15 protein-coding genes are annotated in these 21,132 nt (G+C 73.3%); 12 read left to right on the top strand and 3 right to left on the bottom strand.

Translation table 11 applies throughout. From position 1 onward, the window contains the following. Positions 1–366 precede the first annotated feature (366 nt). From ACZ62B_RS01610 to ACZ62B_RS01560, 11 genes are all read left to right on the top strand, one after another. Positions 367–717: an NADH-quinone oxidoreductase subunit A gene (locus tag ACZ62B_RS01610; RefSeq protein WP_344560402.1), complete on the top strand. Its 351-nt coding sequence runs from the start codon at positions 367–369 to the stop codon at positions 715–717. Next, the gene (locus ACZ62B_RS01605) at positions 708–1,988 is read left to right on the top strand and encodes a hypothetical protein (RefSeq protein WP_469689112.1); all 1,281 of its coding nucleotides are present in this window, start codon (positions 708–710) and stop codon (positions 1,986–1,988) included. The genes ACZ62B_RS01610 and ACZ62B_RS01605 overlap by 10 nt, the downstream gene beginning before the upstream one ends. Next, complete coding sequence (locus tag ACZ62B_RS01600; protein ID WP_469689111.1) at positions 1,981–2,925, top strand: NADH-quinone oxidoreductase subunit H; 945 nt, start codon at positions 1,981–1,983, stop codon at positions 2,923–2,925. The genes ACZ62B_RS01605 and ACZ62B_RS01600 overlap by 8 nt, the downstream gene beginning before the upstream one ends. Before the next feature lie 10 nt (positions 2,926–2,935). After that, complete coding sequence (locus tag ACZ62B_RS01595; protein ID WP_344560405.1) at positions 2,936–3,499, top strand: NADH-quinone oxidoreductase subunit J; 564 nt, start codon at positions 2,936–2,938, stop codon at positions 3,497–3,499. Then, complete coding sequence (locus ACZ62B_RS01590; protein WP_344560406.1) at positions 3,496–3,801, top strand: NADH-quinone oxidoreductase subunit NuoK; 306 nt, start codon at positions 3,496–3,498, stop codon at positions 3,799–3,801. Before ACZ62B_RS01595 ends, ACZ62B_RS01590 begins: the two co-directional genes overlap by 4 nt. Then, complete coding sequence (locus ACZ62B_RS01585) at positions 3,798–5,648, top strand: proton-conducting transporter transmembrane domain-containing protein (protein ID WP_469689110.1); 1,851 nt, start codon at positions 3,798–3,800, stop codon at positions 5,646–5,648. Before ACZ62B_RS01590 ends, ACZ62B_RS01585 begins: the two co-directional genes overlap by 4 nt. Before the next feature lie 5 nt (positions 5,649–5,653). Next, a complete protein-coding gene (locus ACZ62B_RS01580) occupies positions 5,654–7,162 on the top strand; it encodes a complex I subunit 4 family protein (RefSeq protein ID WP_468885950.1) in 1,509 nt (502 codons plus the stop codon). After that, on the top strand, positions 7,159–8,589 hold the full coding sequence (locus tag ACZ62B_RS01575; protein WP_468722667.1) for an NADH-quinone oxidoreductase subunit N: 1,431 nt from the start codon (positions 7,159–7,161) through the stop codon (positions 8,587–8,589). The genes ACZ62B_RS01580 and ACZ62B_RS01575 overlap by 4 nt, the downstream gene beginning before the upstream one ends. A gap of 496 nt (positions 8,590–9,085) precedes the next feature. Then, on the top strand, positions 9,086–11,005 hold the full coding sequence (locus ACZ62B_RS01570) for an ABC transporter ATP-binding protein (protein WP_468722670.1): 1,920 nt from the start codon (positions 9,086–9,088) through the stop codon (positions 11,003–11,005). A 230-nt stretch (positions 11,006–11,235) separates the two neighbouring features. Then, complete coding sequence (locus tag ACZ62B_RS01565; RefSeq protein ID WP_344560411.1) at positions 11,236–11,925, top strand: IMP cyclohydrolase; 690 nt, start codon at positions 11,236–11,238, stop codon at positions 11,923–11,925. Positions 11,926–12,269: 344 nt separating this feature from the next. Further along, positions 12,270–14,402 carry a cellulose binding domain-containing protein gene (locus ACZ62B_RS01560; RefSeq protein ID WP_469689109.1) on the top strand — a complete coding sequence of 711 codons (2,133 nt, stop codon included), beginning with the start codon at positions 12,270–12,272 and terminating at the stop codon, positions 14,400–14,402. A gap of 67 nt (positions 14,403–14,469) precedes the next feature. On the opposite strand, the gene ACZ62B_RS01555 is transcribed toward ACZ62B_RS01560, so the two are convergent. Further along, complete coding sequence (locus tag ACZ62B_RS01555) at positions 14,470–15,525, bottom strand: YncE family protein (protein ID WP_469689108.1); 1,056 nt, start codon at positions 15,523–15,525, stop codon at positions 14,470–14,472. A 215-nt stretch (positions 15,526–15,740) separates the two neighbouring features. On the opposite strand from ACZ62B_RS01555, the gene fes reads away from it, so the two are divergent. Next, entirely contained in the window at positions 15,741–17,027 is a 1,287-nt protein-coding gene (fes, locus tag ACZ62B_RS01550; protein ID WP_469689107.1) for an enterochelin esterase, read from the top strand. Between the two features lie 23 nt (positions 17,028–17,050). On the opposite strand, the gene ACZ62B_RS01545 is transcribed toward fes, so the two are convergent. Further along, positions 17,051–20,905, bottom strand: coding sequence for an amino acid adenylation domain-containing protein (locus ACZ62B_RS01545; RefSeq protein WP_469689106.1), 3,855 nt, complete (start codon positions 20,903–20,905; stop codon positions 17,051–17,053). Beyond that, complete coding sequence (locus ACZ62B_RS01540; RefSeq protein ID WP_344560455.1) at positions 20,902–21,129, bottom strand: phosphopantetheine-binding protein; 228 nt, start codon at positions 21,127–21,129, stop codon at positions 20,902–20,904. The genes ACZ62B_RS01545 and ACZ62B_RS01540 overlap by 4 nt, the downstream gene beginning before the upstream one ends. Positions 21,130–21,132: the final 3 nt, after the last annotated feature.

The following is a 21,132-nucleotide window of genomic DNA, read 5'->3' as shown; positions in this document are numbered from 1 at the left end:
GGGCCGCCGGAGCTCACCCGTCTGACGGCTCCCGACCGCGTACCTCCGACTCGGTGCCCGGCGCCTCACCCGGTGCCTTCGGTGCCGGGTGAGGCGCCGGGCGTCCTCGTTCCGGCGTCCTCGTCGTGAGTGACCTTCGCATGGTCGTCCGCGGTCGCCGTCTCCGCGAGCGCACGTCATGCCCCGGACGTCGTACGCCTTCTGGACCGTGTGCCGCCCCTTTCCCGAAAGCCAGGCGCCGCTATCCCCCGGGGCGATCAGATCTCCGGGTGGGATGTTCCCGACGGCTTGGGCCCCGCCTCCAGGACCTGAACCGGCCGGTCGCGCACCATGGGCGGTGGTCACCGAGAACGGAGGTCGGGCGGGATGGACGCATGGCAGCCGGTGCTGGTCCTTCTCGGTGTGGCCGGGGCCGGCCTGGCCGCCCTCTACGGGCTGGGCCTGTGGCTGGCGGCGGCGAGGGCCCCTCTCGAGTGCGGTCCCTTCGCCGGCGGTCTCGAGCCGGGCGAGCACGCCGTGTCCCGGTTCCACGTGCGCTGGTACCCGATCACCATGATCTTCCTGGCCTTCGACATGGAGATGCTCTTCATGTACCCGTGGGCGAAGGTCGTCTCGGAGGTGGGCACTCCGGCCGTCGTGGAGATGTTCCTCTTCCTCGGCGTCCTGTTCGCGGCGGTGGCGTACGCCTGGCGTGAGGGGGCTCTGAGGTGGACCTGAGAAGCGCTCTACGGCGCACGGCGATGACCCGCCCGGCGGTGCTGGCGGTGACGCTGCCCGGAGCTACGGAACTCCGGCTGGAGGCCGAGGCGGAGGTACGTCGGCGGGGGTGGCCCGTCGCGGATGCTCCGGCCGCCGCGGATCTGCTGGTCGTCTGCGGCGTCCCGGCGCCGGAGGACGCGAAGTGGCTGGACGGCATCGAGCGGTCGATGCCGGCGCCCGCCCTGCGCATCGTGGCAGGGGGGAACGGGCAGGTCGCCGGCGTGCTCGACATGGCCCGCGACGACCTGATCGACAGGGCGGTGACTCGGCGCGGGGCCGACGTGGCGGACGAGTCCGGCGCCCATGAGCACGGCGATCACGAGGGGCGCGGCCACGCCCAGCCGGCCGACCACGAGGCGCACATGGACCACATGGACCACGAAGGCCATGACGGCCGTATGGATCACATGGGTCACGACCCGCACGCCATGGGCGAGGTGGCGGGTCTTCCGACGGCCGGGAGGGGCGACGACCGGGACGGGCTGAGGCTCGACCGGCTGCACGTGCCGTTCGGTCCCGGACTGACCGACTGGCCGTCGGGGCTCGTTCTCCGGCTCACCCTGCAAGGAGACGTCGTACAGGACGTCGAGGTGGATCACCTTCCCGTACCGCCCGGCCGTCGACCGCCCTTCTGGGACGAGCCGTGGCTGCGGGCCGCGCGGGGCGAGAAGGTCACCAGGGACCGTGCGGCGCGCCGGCGCTGTGCCGCGCACCTGGACAGCGCGGGACGGCTCCTTGCCGTCGTCGGCTGGGACGACGTCGCGGCGCGGTGCCGTCGGCTGCGGGACGAAGTGCTTTCAGGGGCGTCGCGATACGGCGTCGGCGGTGATCTGCGCGGGACGGTTCGCAGGATCGGGCGGTCCCGGACCCTGCGCTGGTCGATCGCCGGACTGGGGGAGTTGCCGGCGGACAGGGCGAGGGCGGCCGGAGTGACCGGGCCGGCGCTCGCCGCGGACGGGGACGCGTACGACCGCTTGCTGATGTGGCTGAGCGAGGCCGAGCGCGGCGTCGAAGGGCTCGACGACGGCCGGCCGTTGGCGCCGGACGACCGGACCGGCCCGCGTGGCCGGATCGGCGGACCGCGGGCGCCGTCGCGGGTGCTGCTCGACGTCCTCCCCGAGCTGCTGACCGGCGCCGAGTTCGCCTGCGCTCGGATCATCGTGGCCAGCCTGGACCCCGACCTCGACGAACTCGCCCCCGCGCCCGTGCCCGGAGCGGCCCATGCCTGACGCAGCACCCCTGTGGGCGACCGTCGTCCTCCCCGTCGCTCTGGCGGTGGCGGCCGTGGTCGCGGCCGGGTTCGACGCGGTGCTGTCCGGGGCGGCCGAGCGCGGTCCCGCCCGAAGCGTCCGGGAGGCCGGGCTCCGGGCGCTGGCCCCGTTGCACGAAGCCCTTCGGCTGCTCGTCCAGCAGCCGCGCCGCACGACGGCCGCGGACCGGCTCCTCGGAAGGCTGGGCGTGGTGCTCGTCCCGGTGGCTGCGGTGCTCGCGGGCGCCGTACTGCCGTGGGGCTTCCGTGCCGTGAGCGATCCGTCCGTCGGCATCGTGTGGTTCAACGCGATGGAGGCGCTGGCCTGGGCGGCGGTGTGGCTGGCGGGCTGGGGGCCGAACTCGGCGCTGTCGCTGATCGGCGGGTACCGGTTCCTGGCGCAGGGTCTGGCGTACGAACTGCCGCACATGTTCGCGATCACCACCGCCGCCCTGGGGGCCGAGTCCCTGCGGGTGGGTGACGTGGTCGCGGCGCAGGACGGCCTGTGGTTCGCGGTGTGGATGCCGGCCGCCTTCGTCGTCTATCTGCTGAGCGCGCTCGCGATGGCCTTCTGGGGGCCGTTCGAGCACCCGCTGGCGAAGGACGCGGCCGGTGGCGCGGCCGCCGAACTGGCGGGCGTGGACCGGCTGGTGTTCCTGGGCGGGCGGTGGCTCCTGCTGGTGGTGACCGCCGGTTTCAGCGTGCCGCTGTTCCTCGGCGGCGGACACGGCCCGTCGCTGCCGGGCTGGGCGTGGACGCTGATCAAGACCGCCGCCGTCCTGGCGCTGCTCGTGGCAGGGCGCCGGGCGCTGCCCGTGCTGCGGATGGAGCGGTACATGGAGGTGGCCTGGATGGTGCTGGTGCCGCTGACGCTGCTTCAGGCGCTGTTCGTGGCCGTCGTCGTCCTCGACCGATGAGCGAGAGGCCATGCTTGACGAAGTGATCTTCTGGGCGCTGGCCCTGATCGCCGTGGCCGCCGGAGTCATGGTCTTCCGGTTCGACTCCATGGCCCGGGCCACGTATGCCCTGTTGACGTCGCTGCTGTGCGTCGGCGGCGAAGTGCTGCTGCTCGGGCTGGACTACCTCGGCGTCGTGATCGTGCTGATGATGACCATCGAGATGGCCGTCATGGCCGTGTTCATGGTGATGTACATGATGAACCCGGCCGGGCTCATGCCGATGGCCATGGTGCACAACAAGAAGGGCGCGGCCGCGATCTGCGCGGCGGTCTTCGCCGTCCTCGCCGCGGGAATCCTGCTCGCCCCATGGCCCTCCCGGCGCGGCGGACCACCGGCCGATCCGACCATGGACCTGGGCCTGTCACTGATGGGACCGCAGATGCTCACCATGATGACCCTGGGCCTCGCCCTGTTCGCCACCATCGTCGCGACCGTCGTCCTGGCCACCCGCCGGGGCCGGTACGACCGTTTCGGTGACGACCTGAAGGCGCGTACCGCCGACGACGCGGTACGGGGAGGGACGGGCCGGTGAGCCTCGAACTCTTCCTCCTGCTCGCCGCCGCGCTGTTCGGCGTCGGCCTGTTCGGCGCGCTCACCCAGCAGTCGATCGTGATGCTGATGATGGGGCTGGAACTGATGCTGGGCGGCGTCATCGCCGGCGCGGCGGCCGTCTGGCACCACATCGCCCCGGCCGCCGCCGACGGGCAGGTGCTGGTCGTCCTGGCGGTCACGGTCATGGCGGTGGAGATGGCCGTCGGGTTCGCCGTGGTGACCGCGCTGTTCCGGACCCGTGAGGTCGACATGACCGACATGGCGGCGGAGCTGAAGGAGTGAGCGCCCTGCTGTGGGCGCTCGTCGCGCTGCCGCTGACCGTGGGCACGCTGCTCGCGGTCGTCGGCCGCCCGGCGGACCGGTACGCCCCCGCTGTCGCGGTCGGTACGGCCGTCGCCGCGCTCGGCCTGGCCGTCGCGGTGGCGTTCGAGCACCCGCGGGTCGAGGCGCCGCTGCTCGAAGGGCTCCCCGCCGGGCTCGCGGTCGACGGGCTGTCGGGCCTCCTGGTGGTGACCGTCACGGCGGTGACCGCGGCCGTCCTCCTGTTCAGCGTCGCGGACATCGGACCGGGCGAGGCGCGGGCCCGCTTCTTCGGGCTGATGCTGCTGTTCGGCGGCGCGATGCTGACGACGGTCACCGCGACCACGCTGACGGTCCTGCTGATGGCGTGGGAGGTGATGGGCGCCACCTCCTGGGCCCTGATCGGCCACTGGTGGCGCGACCCCGAGCGCGCCGACGCCGCCCGTACGGCCTTCCTCACCACCCGCGCCGCCGACCTCGGCCTCTATCTCGCCGCCGGGGCGGCGCTGGCGAGCGGGCAGGCCGACTCCCTCGCCCTCGACGAGCTCCCGGACACGACCGGCGCGTGGTCGGCGCTCGTCACCGCCGGCGTCGTCGTGGCCGCGTTCGGCAAGTCGGCCCAACTGCCGTTCAGCTTCTGGCTGTCCCGGGCCATGCGGGGACCGAGTCCGGTCTCCGCCCTGCTGCACTCGGCGACCATGGTGGTGGCCGGGGCGTATCTGCTGCTGCGGCTGGAGCCGCTTCTCGCCCGGTCCGGTTGGGGCGGGCCCGTCGTGGCGTGGACGGGAGCGGTGACCGCGGTGGTGCTCGGCCTGGTCGCCGTGGCGCAGGCCGACCTCAAGCAGTTGCTCGCCGCCTCGACCTGTGCCCAGATCGGCTTCATGGTGCTCGCCGCCGGGGCCGGTGCGGTCACCGGCGGAACCCTGCAACTCATCGCCCACGCCGCCGCGAAGAGCCTGGCCTTCCTCGTCGCGGGCGTGTGGCTGACGGCTCTCGGCACCAAGGCGCTGCCCGCCCTGCGCGGTGCGGCCCGGCGGCACCGTACCGCCGGGATCACCTTCAGCGTCGCGGCCCTGGCTCTGGCGGGGGTCCCGCCCCTGGCCCTGTGGGCGGCGAAGGACGTACTCCTCGCCGGCGCCCTCGAGGACAACGCGGCGCTGTACGCCGTCGGGCTGGCGGGTGCGGTGATCTCCGCGATCTACAGCGCCAAGGCCCTCTGGTTCGTCTGGCGGCCCGCTCCCGTGACGGACGACCGTGCGGAGCCGCTGTCGTACGCGACCCGGCTGCCTCTGGTGATCCTGGCCGTCGCGTGCGCCGCCCTGACGGTCACGTCCTTCCCGCCCGTCAGGGACGCGGTGGAGCGCGTGATCGGCGACGTGGCGCAACCGACCCCGTACGCATGGGAGTTCGCCCTGTCCGGCGCGCTCGCGGTCGCCGCCTCGGCCGTGATCTGGATCCGCGGTCCCCGGCTTCTCGCCCTCCCCGGCCGGATCACCGCCCCGGCGTCGGAATGGCTCGCTCTGGAGACCGCCGCGCGCACGCTCCTCGTACGTCCGGTGCTGCGCCTCGCCGACGCGCTCGCCGTCCTCGACGACCGCGTACTGGACCGCGCCGTCGAGGGCGTCGCGCGCGGCTCGGTCCGGCTGGCGAAGTGGACCGACGCCCGGGTGGAGCGGCTCGTCGACGGCGTCGTGGAGGGCGTGGCGGGCGGTGCCCGCGTGCTCGGCCGCCTGGCGCGACGGCCGCAGACCGGGCAGTTGCACCAGTACCTCGCCCAGGCGGTCGCGGCCTTCACCGTCCTCGCCGTCGTCCTCGTCCTCGTGAGGTGACCGCCGTGCTCACGGCCATCGTCCTGCTCCCGGCCGCCATGGCGGCCCTCCTGCTGTGCGTGCCGCGCGGCGCGCCCCGCACGCTGTTCCTGACGGCATGGGCGGCGACCACCGCCGCCGAACTGATCCTGACGGTGATCGTCTGGGCGGGACACCAGCCCGACGGCGGCATGCGGTACGAGACCCGGGCCCGCTGGATCCCCAGCGCCGGCATCAGCTACCACGTCGGCGTCGACGGCCTGTCCCTGCCCCTGGTGGCCGTCACGTGCGTGCTGTTCCTCGCCTGCGCCGCGTACGCGTGGCGCGAGACCCGACGGCCGAGGGAGTTCGCGGCTCTGTTCCTGTTCCTCCAGACCACGTGCCTCGGCCTGTTCGTCGCCCTGGACCTGATCCTGTTCTTCGTCTTCTTCGACCTGTCCATCGTGGCGATGTACTTCATCATCGCCGGGTGGGGACACCAGGGCGCCGCCCGCGCCGCGCTGAAGTTCTTCCTCTACACCTTCATCGGCTCCCTCGCCCTGCTGCTCGGCTTCATCGGCCTCTACCTGGCAGCCGATCCGCACACCTTCGACATCGTCGAGCTGACGAACGCCGACCCGCTGGCCGGGCGCGCGGCGTACGGCGCCCTCGTCCTCCTCGCCATCGCCGTCGGGCTGGCGGTGAAGACCCCGACCGTGCCCTTCCACACCTGGCTGCCACCCGCGCACACGGACGCACCGGCCGCCGGGTCGGCGATCCTCGCCGGGGTGCTGCTGAAGATGGGGACGTACGGCTTCCTGCGCATCGCCATGCCCGTGCTGCCCGGCGCATGGCGGGACCACGCCCGCGTGTTCGTGGTCGTCGGTGTGGTCTCCGTGCTCTACGGCGCCCTGGTCGCCCTCGCCCAGACCGACTTCAAGCGCATGGTCGCGTACACCTCCGTCAACCACATGGGCTACATCGTCCTGGCGATCGGCGCGGCCGGGGCCGTCGGCGCGGACCACGAGGAGGCCCGCCGCCTCGCGGTCACCGGCTCGGTCTTCCAGATGGTCAGCCACGGGCTGCTGACCGGCGCGCTGTTCCTGCTGTCCGGCGTGCTGTACGAGCGCGGGCGCACGTACGAGATGTCCGCGTACTCCGGCGTGGCCGGGCGGGCGCCCGTCCTCGCCGCGCTGACCGGCGTCGCCGCCTTCGCCTCGCTGGGGCTGCCGGGCTTCTCCGGCTTCATCGCCGAGTTCCAGATCCTCACCGGGAGCCTGGGCCCGGAGCCGGTCGCCACCGGCCTGGCCGTGCTCGGGATCCTGCTCACCGCCGGCCTGTTCCTGCGCGCCCTGCAACAGGTCTTCCTCGGGCCGCTGCGGCTGCCGGTCGCCGCGCCGGGCACCGACCGGCCGTTCCCGGACATCCGCGTCCACGAAGGGCTCGCGATCGTTCCCCTGCTGATCCTGGGCGTCGTCCTCGGCCTCGCTCCCCGGTTCGTCCTCGACGTCATCGAGCCCGCCTCGCGCACCGTGCTGGAGCTGTTCGCGCGATGAACGGGACGACCGGGATGAACGAGAACCCCCTCGACCTCCTGCCCGAGGTGCTGCTCGCCGCCTCGGCCGTGCTCGGTCTGCTGCTCGGAGCGTGGCTGCCGCGCCGCCGCCAGTGGCTGACCGGAGCCCTGGCGGCAGCGGCCTGCACCGTGGGGGTCGTGGCCGCCGCGATCGCCGCGGCCGGCCCCGTGGAGACGGCTTTCGGTGCGTCCTTCGCCCTGGACACGCTCACCGCCACCAGCCGGGTCGTCATCCTCGGCGCCACACTGCTGGTCCTCGCGCTCGCGATGCCGCGCCTGTACGCCGACCCACGCGAGACGGAGTTCTACGTCCTGCTCCAGCTCGCCTCCGCCGGAGCCCTGATCATGGCCGGTGCCCAGGACCTGCTCCTCCTCGCCGCCGGGTACCTGCTGGCCAGTGTGCCCGCCTACGCGCTCGCCGGGTTCCGCAAGGACGGCCCCGGCACCGAGGCGGCCCTGAAGTTCTATGTCGTGGGCGCCCTCCTCGGCGCCGTCATGCTCGCCGGCATCACCGTCCTCCTCGCCGCCGGGCGGGCGACGTCGTACCCGGTGCTGCGCACCGGACTCGCCGAGGCACCCCCGGGACCGGTGGCGGCCGGTACGACGGCCCTGCTCGCCGGTGTCCTGTTCAAGGCCGGGGCCGTGCCCGGCCACTTCTGGGTGCCGGACGCCGTCCAGGGCAGCTCGGCGCCGGTCGCCGCCTTCCTCACCACGATCCCCAAGATCGGAGCCCTGGCGGCGTTCTACCGCCTCGCCGCCGTGCCGCTCGCCGACGCCGGCCTGCCGTGGGCCGGTCTCGTGGCGGTGCTCTCGGTCGCCTCGATGACGCTGGGCAACCTGGCGGCCTTCTTCCAGCAGGACGTCAAACGGCTCCTCGCCTACTCCACCGTCAGCCAGGTCGGCTACCTCCTGCTCCCCGTCGCGGTCGCCGGGCGCACCGATCTCGGCCAGGAGGCGCTGCTGTACTACCTGGCCGGGTACGCGCTGACCAACCTCGGCGCCTTCGCCGTCGTCTGCGCACTCCCCGGCGCCCGCACCATCGACGACTACCGGGGCCTGGCGCGGAAGCACCCGGCCCTGCTGGCCTCACTCGTCGTCTGCCTGCTGGGCCTGGTGGGCACGCCCCCGACCGCCGTCTTCCTGGGCAAGCTGGAAGTTTTCAGCGCCGCCTTCGACGGCGGCTGCGCATGGCTCGCGGTCGTCGCGGCCGTCAACACGGTGGCCTCCCTCTTCTACTACCTGCGCTGGATCGCCCCGGCGTTCCTGGCACGCGGACCCGGGGGAGATCCGGGTGCGATGTCCGCATCGGCCGCCGTCTTCGCCTACGGGGCGGCCACCGGATCCGTCGTACTCGGAGTGCTCGGCGGCACCGTCCTGGACGTGCTGGGCGCACCTCTCGCGCGCTGACGGACCGGCGCGTCATCGCCGCTGATCAAGTGTGGTGAGGTGCTCCTTGCCGGCTTCGGCGGCCGGAACCCTGGAGAACCGCGGGCCCTAGCCCGATCGAGTGAGCTGTCGTACCACTCGACGGTGGTGCCGATGAGGGACGCGGTGACGATGCGCTCGAGGTTGCCGAGGGGCGGAGGAGCGGGTGCCGGGGAGGGCGTGTGCGCCACTTCCCCGTGTGCGGTGGGGACGGGTGCGTGTCGGCACACCGTGGAAATACACAGGTCAGGCGCACATGTGGTGGGACACCATGGTTCGGGGACCGGGTATGCGCGCAGTCGCCGTGCCGAATCCCGTGCCGAAACGGCCGCATCGGACACCGGAAGTCCACCAGCGGATACGTCCGCTGTGTGCGTTGAACGCATCAGTGTCCGGTTCTCGCCAGTCCGCGTTAAATGCCTGGACCGGAAACCTCCCCCGACGGGAGACTGCCGACTTCCGAACCTCCGGGAGTGTGATGGGGACAACAGATACGCGAGGGCCGACGCCGGGCAGGAGCGCGGTCGTTCTGGCGCTGCGCCGCTACGTCCGGGAACTGCTGCGACTACGACTGCTGGCCCTGCCCGCGCTGCTGCTGCCGGCCGTGGGCAACATCGGCATCCACTACATCGCCCCCCTGCTGATCGCCAAACTGGCGGGGCAGGCCGCCGACGACGGTGGTCTCACCCTCGCCTCGGCCCTGCCGTACGTGCTGGGCTTCGGCGTGGTGCTGCTGCTCGCCGAGGCCGTGTGGCGGATCGGGCAGCACTGCCTGAACCGCGTGGACGCCCTCGGCATGGAGCACCTGTACGTGAGCGGCATGGACGAACTCCTCGCCCAGGACGCGGCGTTCTTCCACGACAACTTCGCCGGCTCCCTGACCAAAAGGGTGCTGAGCTTCGGCAAGCGCTTCGAGGACTTCGTCGACACGATGACGTACCGGATCGTGGGCAGCCTCGTCCCCCTGGTGTTCGGTGCCGTGGTGCTGTGGAGCTACGAACCGATGCTCGTCGCCGGCCTCCTGGTGATGATCGCGCTGACCATGGTGGTCGCGACGCCGCTGATCCGGCGCCGGCAGAGGCTCGTCAACGACCGTGAGGCGGCGATCGCCCGGGTCTCCGGCCATGTCGCCGACAGCCTCATGAACATGGAGACCATCCGGGCGTTCGCGGCCGAGCGGCGGGAGGCCCAGGAACACCGCAGCCGTGTCGCGGACTCCCGGCGCCTGACGTTGAAGTCGTGGGACTACGGCAACCTGCGCGTCGACATGCTGATCGCCCCCATGTTCGTGCTGACCAACGTGCTGGGCCTGTTGGTCGCCGTCGCCTTCGGCGGCCCGGGACAGGGAGTGGAGGAGATCGTCGTCGCTTTCACCTACTACTTCAACGCGACCCAGCTCATGTTCGAGTTCAACCAGATCTACCGGCGGCTGGAAAGCTCGATGACCGAGGCCGCACAGTTCACGGAACTGCTGCTGGACCCGCCCACCGTGCTCGATCCGAAGGAACCGGAACCGCTCGCACCGCGGGACACCGGCGTCCGTTTCGAGGCGGTGACGTTCGCCCACGCAGGTGCGAAGCCGATCTTCCAGGGCCTCGACCTGGACGTGCCCGCCGGCGCGCGGATCGGCCTGGTCGGCAGGTCCGGCGGTGGCAAGACCACACTCACCCGGCTCCTGCTGCGGATGTCGGACATCGACGGCGGACGCGTCCTGATCGGCGGTCAGGACATCAGCCGGCTGCGCCAGACCGACCTGCGCTCACTGATCGCGTACGTCCCGCAGGAACCCGCGATGTTCCACCGCAGCCTGCGGGACAACATCGCCTTCGCCCGGCCCGGCGCCACCGACGAGGAGATCCACGCGGCGGCGGCGGCCGCGCACGTCACGGAGTTCGCCGATCAGCTCCCCGACGGCTTCGCCACCCTGGTGGGGGAGAGGGGGGTGAAACTCTCGGGCGGCCAGCGCCAGCGCGTCGCCCTCGCCAGGGCCGTCCTCCGTGACGCCCCGGTCCTGCTGCTCGACGAGGCGACCAGCGCGCTGGACTCGGAGAGCGAACTCCTCGTCCAGGACGCCCTGTGGCGGCTGATGGACGGACGTACGGCCCTGGTGGTCGCCCACCGCCTGAGCACCGTCGCCGGCATGGACCGTCTCGTCGTCCTCGACCGCGGAAGCGTCGTCGAACAGGGCACCCACAAGGAGTTGCTCGCGGCGAACGGCGCCTACGCCAAGCTGTGGCGGCACCAGTCGGGCGGCTTCCTCGGCGAGAGCACCGAGAGCACCGAGAGCACCGAGAGCACCGAGTCCGCCGAGTCCGCCGAGTCCGCCCCCGGACACCTGGTGCTCGACGGGGACCACAGGACGTCGGCGCACGTTCGTACGAGCACCGGGTCCACGTGACGAGCGGGTTTCCGGCCGTCCCCGACCGCCGGTGGTGTCACGCCGACGCGTCCGCCGCATGCCGCCGGCCGTGAAACGCCGGAGAGACGGCGGGGGGAGCCCGAGGGCGGACGCCCCCGGGAACGTTCGAAGGTCCGAGGCGAACCGAACGGCATCAAGTCGCGGCGCGGGGACGGCCGAACGGTATCTTCAGGTGTCTCCTCGGACCGATCGATCAGAAAGCCGACCGGATGCTCACACTGCACGAACTGCTGGCCGCCAACCCCTACCCCGGACGGGGCGTCCTGTACGCCCGCACGCACTCCGGAGCCGTTCTGGGCGGCTACTTCCTCACGGGGCGCAGTGCGGCGTCCCGGGACCGTGCGCTGCGTCTGGTCGACGGCGACCTGGTGGTCGGCCCGCTGGCTCCCGGCGAGCACGACCCGCTGCGGCACTACGCCGCCGTGACGACCACGCGGGACTGGCTCGTCCTCGGCAACGGCGAGCAGGTCTCCCAGGTGGCCGAGCGGCTGCGCGACGGGGCCGAGCCCACCGTGGCGCTCGGCGGACTGGAGTACGAGCCGGACCCGCCGATCCGCACCTCCCGCATCACCGCGCTGATCAGCCTCGACGGTGGCCGTGCCGCCGTGCTCGGCGCCGCGCGCCCCAGCCGTGCCTCGCGTCCGTCGACGAACGTGATGACCCTCGCGGTGCGGGACCTGGAGCCCGGTGAGGCCGTTCTGCTCACGACGTACGCGTCCGACGGCGAGCGGGTCTCCGTCGCCGCGCCCTATGCCGAGACGGCCGTCGAGGCGAAGACCGCCGAGGACCTGCTGGACGAGATCTGGTCCGCGCTCGACAGCCGTTTCCGCGTCGCCGCCACGGTCGTCGACCCCGCCGAAGGCCCGGCCAAGGCCCTTCAGGTCCGTCAGGACCTCTGAGCACGTCCGTCAGGACACCCGGCACGTCCGGTCGTGGTGGGCGCCCGCCGTCTCGCGCCGGCCTGCGCCCCCAGGGCTCCCCTCCGGACGGACGGGCACACCGATGTCCCCGGAGCCCGTCACTCCTGTTGACAGAAGGTCACACCACTCCCATCATGGGAGCGCTCCCACCCGTGTGATCCGCCGCGCGCCGCCCGTGCACGACCGCACCGCATCCACGCACCGTTTCCTGTGCCACCGGCGCGGAACGTCCTGCTGCCGCACCGGCACTCCGCCTGTCCGGCCGCCCGGGTCCGGCACCCGCTGCCCCGCCCGTGCCGCCGGACCCCGAGGGAGGATCCCCCATGTCCTTACCGCAGAGATCCGGCCGGCCGGCCGGTACCGGCACCCGTCACCTCGTACGCGCCGCCGCCGCCCTGACCGCCGCGCTCGCCCTGCTGTCCCCGCTGAACGCCACCGGTGTCGCGTCGGCCGCCGCGCCCGGGACCCCGGCCGCGGACGTCGACGTCCGGGTCAACGCGCAGGCGTCGCTGGGCCGCATGTCCGACACCGCGCGCGGGGTCAACGCGGCCGTCTGGGACTCGCACATGAACGATCCCGAGGTCGCCGACCTGATGAAGGCGGCCGACGTCGGGGCGATGCGCTACCCCGGCGGCTCGTACGCGGACATCTACCACTGGGAGACGCACACGGCGCCCGGCGGATACGTCGCCCCCGGCACCGACTTCGACGCCTTCATGGGCACCGTCCGCGCCACCGGCGCCCAGCCGATCCTGATCGCCAACTACGGCTCCGGCACGCCCGAGGAGGCGGCCGGCTGGGTCCGGTACGCCAACGTCACCAAGGACTACGACGCGAAGTACTGGGAGATCGGCAACGAGATCTACGGCAACGGCCACTACGGCAACGGCTGGGAGCACGACGAGCACGAGGACAAGAGCCCCCGGGAGTACGCCCGTCAGGTCCGCGCCTACGCCGAGGCCATGAAGGCCGTCGACCCCACCGTCAGGATCGGCGCGGTGCTCACCACCCCGGGCCACTGGCCGGACGGTGTCGTCGGCGAGGGCGATCCCGGTGACTGGAACCACACCGTGCTCTCCGAAGTCACCGACGTCATCGACTTCGTGAGCGTCCACTGGTACGCGGGCGGCGCCGACACCACCGCCGAGGACGCCATGGCGAGGCTGACCAGGCTGCCCGGCGAACTGCGCGAGGTCCGCAGCCAGCTCGACCGGTACGCGGGCGCCGACTCACCGCGCATCGGCATCGCCCTCACCGAGATCAACACCAACACCGGCGGCGCCATGCTCACCGCCCGCCCCAACGGCCTGTTCGCCGCGGACGCGTTCATGACGGCACTGGAGAACGGTGTCTTCACCGTCGACTGGTGGAACACCCACAACGGCGCGGGCCGGATCACCACCGTCGACGGCGAGACGGACTACGGCGACATGGGGATGCTCTCCAGCGGCGCCTGCACCGGTGACGTCTGCGAGCCGGCGCCCAACACGCCGTTCCACCCCTACTACGGCATGAAGATGACCAGCGAACTGGGCACCGCCGGCGACACCCTGGTCGCCGCCGCGTCCTCCGCGCAGGACGTCTCCGCCCACGCCGTGCACCGTCGCGACGGACGGCTGAGCGTCCTGCTCATCAACAAGGACCCGGACACCGCACGCACCGTGGCCCTCGACTACGAGGGCTTCACCCCGTCCGCCGCCGCACCCGAGGTCAGCCGTTACGCGCGCGGCGACAGCGACATCACCGACGTCACCGACGGTACGGCGTCCGCCTCCCGGGTCACCGTGCCGCCGTACGGGATGCTCACCCTCACCCTCACCCCGCAGGCCGGCACCGGGCCGGGGGCGTCCGAGGCCGGGGCCCCGGGGACACCGCGGCTGGAGGCGGTGACCGGCACCACCGCGAGCCTGTCCTGGGAGGGCGCGGCGGGCGCCACCCGCTACCTGGTCCAGGAGCGCGACGGCGCGCACACCCACGTGGTGGGCGAGACCACCGGCACGTCCGTGACCCTGCGGAACCTGCCCCCGGGCAGCACCCACACGGTCAACGTGCTGGCGGCCGACGCCTCGGGCCGGCTCTCCGCCCCGTCCGCTCCGCTGACCTTCACCACCGGCACCCCGCCGGACGCCCCCTGCGCGGTGACCTACCACCGCGACACGAGCTGGGGCAACGGCTTCGTGGCCACGGTCACCGTCCGGAACCTCTCGGACACCCCGATCACCGGCTGGACCGTGGACTGGGACTGGCCGACCGACCGCCAGTCGGTGTCCTCCGGCTGGAACGCCACGTTCCACCAGACGGGCACGCATGTACGGGTGACCGCCCCCGAGGGCGCCGGGGCGCTGGCCCCGGACGGTGGGTCGACGGCCTCGTTCGGCTTCGTCGGCGCCAACGACGGGCCCAACCCGCAGCCGACGGTCTTCCGCCTCAACGGCGCCGTCTGCTCGGGCGGCTGACGCCCGCGGAGACCGCGCAGCGGGAAACGGGGGCGGCCGGGCGGGACCGGCCGCCCCCGCCGGGGCCTCAGCGGGCGAGGCGGATCCGGGTCAGCGTGTCCTCGGTCCGCGTGGCACCGGACTTGTCGGTCACGTAGGCGGTGCCGTCGGCGATCTCCACGTGGTTGGGGTTGGCCCCGGTGGCGACGGTCTCCTCGACCACGCCCTCGCGCGGGTCGACCACCGTGACGGTGGCGGCGGTGCGGTTGACCACCACGACGTCGCCGGAGCGCTCGTCGGTGGCCACCGAGAGGGCGCCGGTGCCGGTCGCCACGGACTCGGTCACGGTGCCCTCGCGCAGGTCGATCACGGACAGGGTGCCCGAGGTCTGGTCGGCGGTGTAGGCCGTCCGGCCGTTCTTCGACAGGGAGACCGAGATCGGGCCGTCACCGGCCGGCAGGAAGCGCGGGGTCGTGGAGCCGCGCTTCAGCTCGATGAGCCGGTCGTTGTTCAGGTCGGCGGCGTAGAGGGCGCCGGTCCTCTCGTCGAGGGCCAGGCCGGCCGGGCTCGCGCCCTCGACGGTGACGCGCTTCTTCTCCTCGAACGTCCTGGAGTCGAAGGCGACCAGCGTGCCGGCGCCGAAGCCGCTCGCCCAGACCGTGTCGCGCCGCTCGTCCACGACGAGTTCGCGGGCGTGGGCGACGTCCGGCAGGGTGGCCAGGTGCTCGCCGGTGCGCTGGCTGTAGACGGAGACGGTGTCGTCGCGGGTGTTGGCCGTCCACACGGTGTTGTGCTCGTCGTCCACGGCGACGCCGTAGACCGCCTCGACGGCACCGGTGGCGGTGTCGGTGACCGGCGGGGTGTGGTCGGCCTCGATCTCCAGGGTCTCCGGGTCGACCTCCAGCAGGTGGGACTCGGTGACCGGCGGGCGGCCGACGGCGGCGGTGACCCACAGGACGTCGTTCCGCTCGGAGTACGACGACTGGTACAGGCCCTTGGTGAGCTTCGCGGTGGTGACCCGCGAGCCGCTCGTGTCCGCCGACGCGGTGCCGGTCAGCGTCAGCGTGCCGCCGGCGGCGACCGCCACGGCGACGGCCGCGGCGACCGCGGTACGGCGGGAGGTACGGGTGGTGGGAACGGACATGGCGGTGGGACTCCTTTTCTCGGGAACCGACGGGGTGTCGTCGCAGGGGAGAAGTGGTTTCGGGCCGCGTGTGGCGGCGTGTCGGTCGCCCGGCGGGCTGCCGTCCGCACCGATGGGGAACTGCTCCGGCAGGGCGCTGTCGTCGAACCTGACGCTCAGGGTCTCCCCGGCCGACGTATGATCAAGTAAGGTAAGGCTAACCTAACTTAGAGATCATGGACAGTCAATTGGATTCCGTATACACCCAACCGGCCGTGCCTCCCCGCGACACCCCGCGCCACCCGCCCCGCACGCCCCGGCCGCACCCGGTGCCCCGGCTGGCCGAGCCCGTCCGGGAGCCACCCGGTCCGGACGGGACCGAGGAGTTCTGGGCCGAGGTCCGCGCGCACGGCACACCCCTGGTGGGGCCCGACCCGTACGGCAGCGCCGAGCACCGGGCGGTGACGTTCCTGTGGCGCGGCACGACCGCCACCCGGGCCGTCGAGGTGCTGCCCAACAAGCTGGGCGACCCGCACGCCCCCGAGGGCAACCTGATGGAGCACGTCCCGGGGACGGACGTGTGGCACTTCACGCTCCGGCTGCGCCACGACTGGCGCGGCACCTACGACTTCCACGTCGACGAGGGGACGGGCCTCGACCCCGACGCGCCGGACCACTGGCGCCGACCGCGCACCCACCGGCGCACCGACCCGTTCAACTCCCGCACCCTGCCCCGCCGCTGGGGCGGCGACCCGGTGCCGTACGCCGAACTCCCGGCCGCACCGCGCGCCGTGGACTGGGAACCGCGCCCGGACGTCGCCCGCGGCACCGTCACCGGGCACCGCGTGCCCGCCGGGCGTCTCGGCGGCAGCCGGCGCGTGTGGCTGTACGCGCCGGCCGGGACCGGGAACCGCACGGCCGGGCTGCCCGTGCTGGTCCTGCTCGACGGCGAGCACTGGGGGCCCCGGCTGGGCCTGTCGCACCTGCTGGACAACCTGATCGCCGACGGCCGCGTCCCGCCCGTCGCCGCCGTGCTGCCGGAGGCCGTGGACGAGCCCACCCGGTGGGCGGAGCTGACCTGCGACCCCGAGTACGTCGCCTTCCTCGCCGACGACCTGCTGCCCTGGGCGGCCGGGCACCTGCCCCTGACCGCCGACCCGGCGCGCACCGTGATCGCCGGGCAGAGCCTGGGCGGGCTGACCGCCGCCTACGCCGCCGTGGCGGCCCCGCACCGCTTCGGCAACGCCCTCGTCCAGTCGGGCTCGTTCTGGTGGCCGGTCGGCGAGGACGCGGAATGGCTCACCCGCGTCCTCGCCACGACACCGCGGCTGCCGGTACGCCTGTGGCTCTCCTGCGGCGAGCAGGAATGGGTCGCCCTGCCCGCGGCCCGCCGGCTGCGCGACACCCTGGCGTCCGCCGGCTACCACGACTCCTCCTACCGGGAGTTCAACGGCGGCCACGACTACCTGTGCTGGCGCACGGAACTGGCCGACGGACTGGTGGAACTGCTGGCCGCCCGCTGACGCCCGGCCGCGCATCGCGCAGGTCATGCGTCCAGCTCCTTCAGCCGGGCGGCGAGGACCGCCGCGACGTCGTCGAGGTGGCGGCCCCGCATCAGTCGCGGATGGGTGCAGTCCAGGTCGTGGTTGACGAGACGGCCGCTCACGTACGGCCGCCACGCCTCGCGGGTCAGCCAGTGCTCGGCGCGCGGGGCGGCGGCGGTGAAGAACAGCACGTCGCCGTCGTACCTGCCGTGTGTGTGCTCGCGCATCATGCGGGCGTGGTTGGGCACGATGTCGACGATCCGGGACAGGGTGTGTCCCGGCAGCCCGGCGAGCGGGCTGCCCGCCCGGCGCAGCGTGGCCAGCACGTCCTCGCGGGTGCGCTCACCGGTGCGGTCGAAGCCCGCCATGCGCAGCACCGCGGTGAGCGCGTCGCCCTCCTCGGGCGCGGGGCGGCCTCGCCACTGCTCGGACGGGAACGCGTCGAGCAGCGCGAGGAGTTCGACCTCCTCACCCACCCGCTGGAGCAGCACCGCGACGGTGTGCGCGAGGACCCCGCCGACCGACCAGCCCACCAGCCGGTACGGGCCGTGCGGGCGGATCGCGCGGATGCGTTCGGCGTAGTCCTCCGCCTCCTCCAGGAGCGTGCGCGGCAGCGCCTCGTCGCAGGTCAGGCCGCGGGCCTGGATGCCGTACACCGGCTGCTGCGGTCCGAGCCGGGCCGCCAGGGCGGCGTAGCACCAGGCGATGCCCCCGGCGGGGTGCACGGCGAACAGCGGCGGCCGGTCGCCCTCGGCGCGCAGCGGCAGTACGACGTCCAGCGCGGCCCCGGAGGCCGGGGTGGCGGCCTCCAGGCGGGCGGCGAGCGCGGCGGGCGTCGGCGCCTCGAACAGCGCGCCGATCGTCAGCTCGGTGCCCCACTCCTCCCGGATCCGCCCCACCAGGCGCACCGCGAGCAGCGACGTGCCTCCCAGGTCGAAGAACGCGTCGTCGGGACCGACCCGTTCCGCGCCCAGTACCTGCGCGAACAGCCGGGTCAGCGTCTCCTCGCCGGCGGACGCCGGGGGCCGCCCCGCCGTACCGCCCGTGAAGACCGGGGCGGGCAGCTCGCGGCGGTCCAGCTTGCCGTTGGGGCCGAGCGGGAACGCCTCCAGGGCGACGACCGCCGACGGCACCATGTGCTCGGGCAGTTCGCGCGCCAGCGCCGCCCGCACCCCGGCCGGGTCGGCGTCGCCGGTCACATAACCGACCAGCCGGTCCTCCAGCACCACCGCGCAGGCGCCGTCCACGCCGGGCCGGGACGCCAACGCGGCCTCGACCTCACCGAGTTCGATGCGCTGGCCGCGCAGCTTGACCTGGTGGTCGGTGCGGCCGAGGTACTCGACCTCGCCCTTCCGCGTCCAGCGCGCCAGGTCGCCGGTCCGGTACATCCGGGTGCCGGGCGGCCCGAACGGATCGGGCACGAACCGGGACGCCGTCAGCTCCGGCCGGCCGAGATAGCCGTCGGCGAGCTGCGCACCCGCCAGGTACAACTCGCCCGGCACACCGGGAGGGCAGGGCCGCAGGCCCGCGTCCAGCACGTACAGGCGGGTGTTCCACACCGGCCGCCCGATCGGCACCGGACCCGAGTCCGCCGGGTCGCAGGCGTGGTACGTGACGTCGACCGCGGCCTCCGTCGGCCCGTACAGGTTGTGCAGCCCGACCCCGGGCAGCGTGCGCGCGAAGGCGTGCGCGGTCTCGCGGGGCAGGGCCTCGCCGCTGCAGAACACCCGGCGCAGCGAACCGGCACACCCGGCCGCCTCCCGCCCGGCCAGGAACACCTGGAGCATCGACGGCACGAAGTGACAGGTGGTGACCGCCTGTTCGCGGATCAGCCGGGCCAGGTACACCGGGTCCTTGTGACCGCCGGGCTCGGCGACGACCAGCGTCGCGCCTTCGCGCAGCGGCCAGAAGAACTCCCACACCGACACGTCGAACGACGACGGCGTCTTCTGCAGCACCCGGTCCGCCGGGGTCAGCCCGTACGCGTGCTGCATCCAGCGCAGCCGGTTGTCGATCGCCCGGTGCGGTACGACCACGCCCTTGGGGCGGCCCGTCGAACCGGACGTGTAGATGACGTACGCCGGGTGGGCGGGGGTCAGGGCGCGGGCCGGGACGGTCCCCGGCCACCCGGACACGTCGAGTCCGTCCAGGGCGACCACCCGCGTGCCGGTGCCGTCCGGGAGGCGGCCGGCACGGTCGGTGACGGCGCACACCGGGGCCGCGTCCCGGAGCATGTACGCCAGTCGCGGCGCCGGATAGTCCGGGTCGAGCGGCAGATAGGCCGCCCCCGCCTTCAGCACGGCGAGCAGCGCCACGACCAGCTCCACCGAGCGCGGCACCGACACCGCCACCACCGCGCCAGGACCGGCGCCGAGGGACTGCAGGTGCCACGCCAACCGGTTGGCTCGCGCGTCGAGTTCGGCGTAGGTCAGGGTGCGGTCCGCGCACACCAGGGCGGTCGCGCCGGGGGTGCGGCGGGCCTGCGCCTCGATCGGGCCGATCAGGGTGGTCGCCGGCAGCTCCCGGTCCGTGTCGTTGAACTCGTCGAGGACCAGGGCCTGTTCCGCCGGGGTGGCGATCGCGTGCGCGGACAGCGGGAGGTGCGGGTCGGCGTCGGTGAGGCACTCCACCACATACAGGAACCGCTGCTGGTGCGCGGCGAGTTCCGCGTCGTCGTACAGCGCGGGATTGCCGTCGAGGTCGATGCGCAGACCCCGGCCGTCGGCACGGTCGTGGACGTTGACGGTCAGGTCGTCCACCGGCCCCGCGGACAGGTTCCGGGCCCGGGCGGGGGCGCCCGCGAAGTCCACGCCGTAGTCGAAGGGCATGATGTTGACGAGCGGACCGACCAGCCCCCGGTTCTCGCCGAGCAGCCCCAGGTCGCGGCGGATGTCCTCGTAGCGGTAGCGCTGGTGGCGGCGCGCCTCGCGGATGCCGGGCACCACCTGCCGGACCAGCTCGGCGAACGTCGCCCCGGGGGAGACGGTGAGCCGGAGCGGCAGCACGTTCATCACCATGCCGGGCACGCGCAGCGCCACCGAGCCCATACGGCCCATCATCGGCAGGCCCAGCACCACCTCCTCCCGTGCCGTGGCCCGGGAGGTGTACAGCGCCTGGGCGGCGACGAGCACGTCCGGCCAGGTCGCGCGCAGCCGGACCGCGAGGTCCTTCAGCCGCCGTGTCGTCTCCGGGGCCGGCGGGGAGCCGTGGCGGCGGAACGTACGGGAGGGCAGTGCGCCGCGGCCCGCGAGCCGGGGCGGTTCGGGCCGGTCGGCGAACGCCTCGCTCCAGTGGGCGCGGTCGGCGGCGAAGGCGGGCGACGACCGGTACGCGGCGTCGTCCGCGACGAGCTCGGCCAGCCTCCCGAAGGCGCACGGGGCGGGTTCCGCACCGCGGGCCAGCGCCGAGTACACCTCGGCGGTACGGCGTACCAGCAGCGAGCATCCGTAACCGTCCATCACCAGATGGTGGACGCACTGGTACCACAGCCACCGCCGCTCACCGACGCGGAACAGGGCGTGCCGGAACAGCGGTCCGCGCGCCAGGCCGAACGGCTCGGCCAGGTCGGCGCGCATCCACGCCTCGGCCCGCGCCGGGCTGCTCGCGTCGTCCACGGTCAGCGGCAACTCACCGAGTGGCCGCACGTGCTGACGGGGCCCGTTCGGGGTGTCCTCGACGCGGACGCGCAGCGCGTCGGTCTCGGCGGCCACCCGGCGCAGCGCCTCGGCGAACAGCTCCGGATCGAGCGGCCCGTCGATCTCCAGGCACTCGGCGGTGTTCTGCGCGGGACTCAGCGGATCGAGTGCCTGCGCGTACCACATGCCCGACTGGGCCGCCGTCAGGGGCAGGGCGGTCATTCGGCCCCCAGCAGACGTGCCCAGGCCTCGACCGTGGGCTGCTCCGCGAGGTCGGCGAAGCCGGCCGTGACGGCGTGGTCGCGGCGCCAGCCCTCCAGCAGCGTCATGACGCGGACGGAGTCGAGGCCGTGGTCGACGAGGTTCTCGTCGACGGGGATGTCCGCGGGGTCCTCACCGAGGCAGCCGGCGACGTCGTGGCGGATCCGTTCCCTGGTGAGCGGCATGAC

Source organism: Streptomyces sp. NPDC053426 (assembly GCF_055585405.1).
This window is presented reverse-complemented; position numbering and strand designations above follow the sequence as displayed.

Bases quoted from the DNA above. Each gene is read 5' to 3' on its own strand.
- ACZ62B_RS01610 (WP_344560402.1), top strand. From the start codon at position 367: ATGGACGCATGGCAGCCGGTGCTGGTCCTTCTCGGTGTGGCCGGGGCC.
- ACZ62B_RS01600 (WP_469689111.1), top strand. From the start codon at position 1,981: ATGCCTGACGCAGCACCCCTGTGGGCGACCGTCGTCCTCCCCGTCGCT.
- ACZ62B_RS01595 (WP_344560405.1), top strand. From the start codon at position 2,936: ATGCTTGACGAAGTGATCTTCTGGGCGCTGGCCCTGATCGCCGTGGCC.
- ACZ62B_RS01575 (WP_468722667.1), top strand. From the start codon at position 7,159: ATGAACGGGACGACCGGGATGAACGAGAACCCCCTCGACCTCCTGCCC.
- ACZ62B_RS01570 (WP_468722670.1), top strand. From the start codon at position 9,086: ATGGGGACAACAGATACGCGAGGGCCGACGCCGGGCAGGAGCGCGGTC.
- ACZ62B_RS01565 (WP_344560411.1), top strand. From the start codon at position 11,236: ATGCTCACACTGCACGAACTGCTGGCCGCCAACCCCTACCCCGGACGG.
- ACZ62B_RS01560 (WP_469689109.1), top strand. From the start codon at position 12,270: ATGTCCTTACCGCAGAGATCCGGCCGGCCGGCCGGTACCGGCACCCGT.
- ACZ62B_RS01555 (WP_469689108.1), bottom strand. From the start codon at position 15,525: ATGTCCGTTCCCACCACCCGTACCTCCCGCCGTACCGCGGTCGCCGCG.
- fes (WP_469689107.1), top strand. From the start codon at position 15,741: ATGGACAGTCAATTGGATTCCGTATACACCCAACCGGCCGTGCCTCCC.
- ACZ62B_RS01545 (WP_469689106.1), bottom strand. From the start codon at position 20,905: ATGACCGCCCTGCCCCTGACGGCGGCCCAGTCGGGCATGTGGTACGCG.
- ACZ62B_RS01540 (WP_344560455.1), bottom strand. From the start codon at position 21,129: ATGCCGCTCACCAGGGAACGGATCCGCCACGACGTCGCCGGCTGCCTC.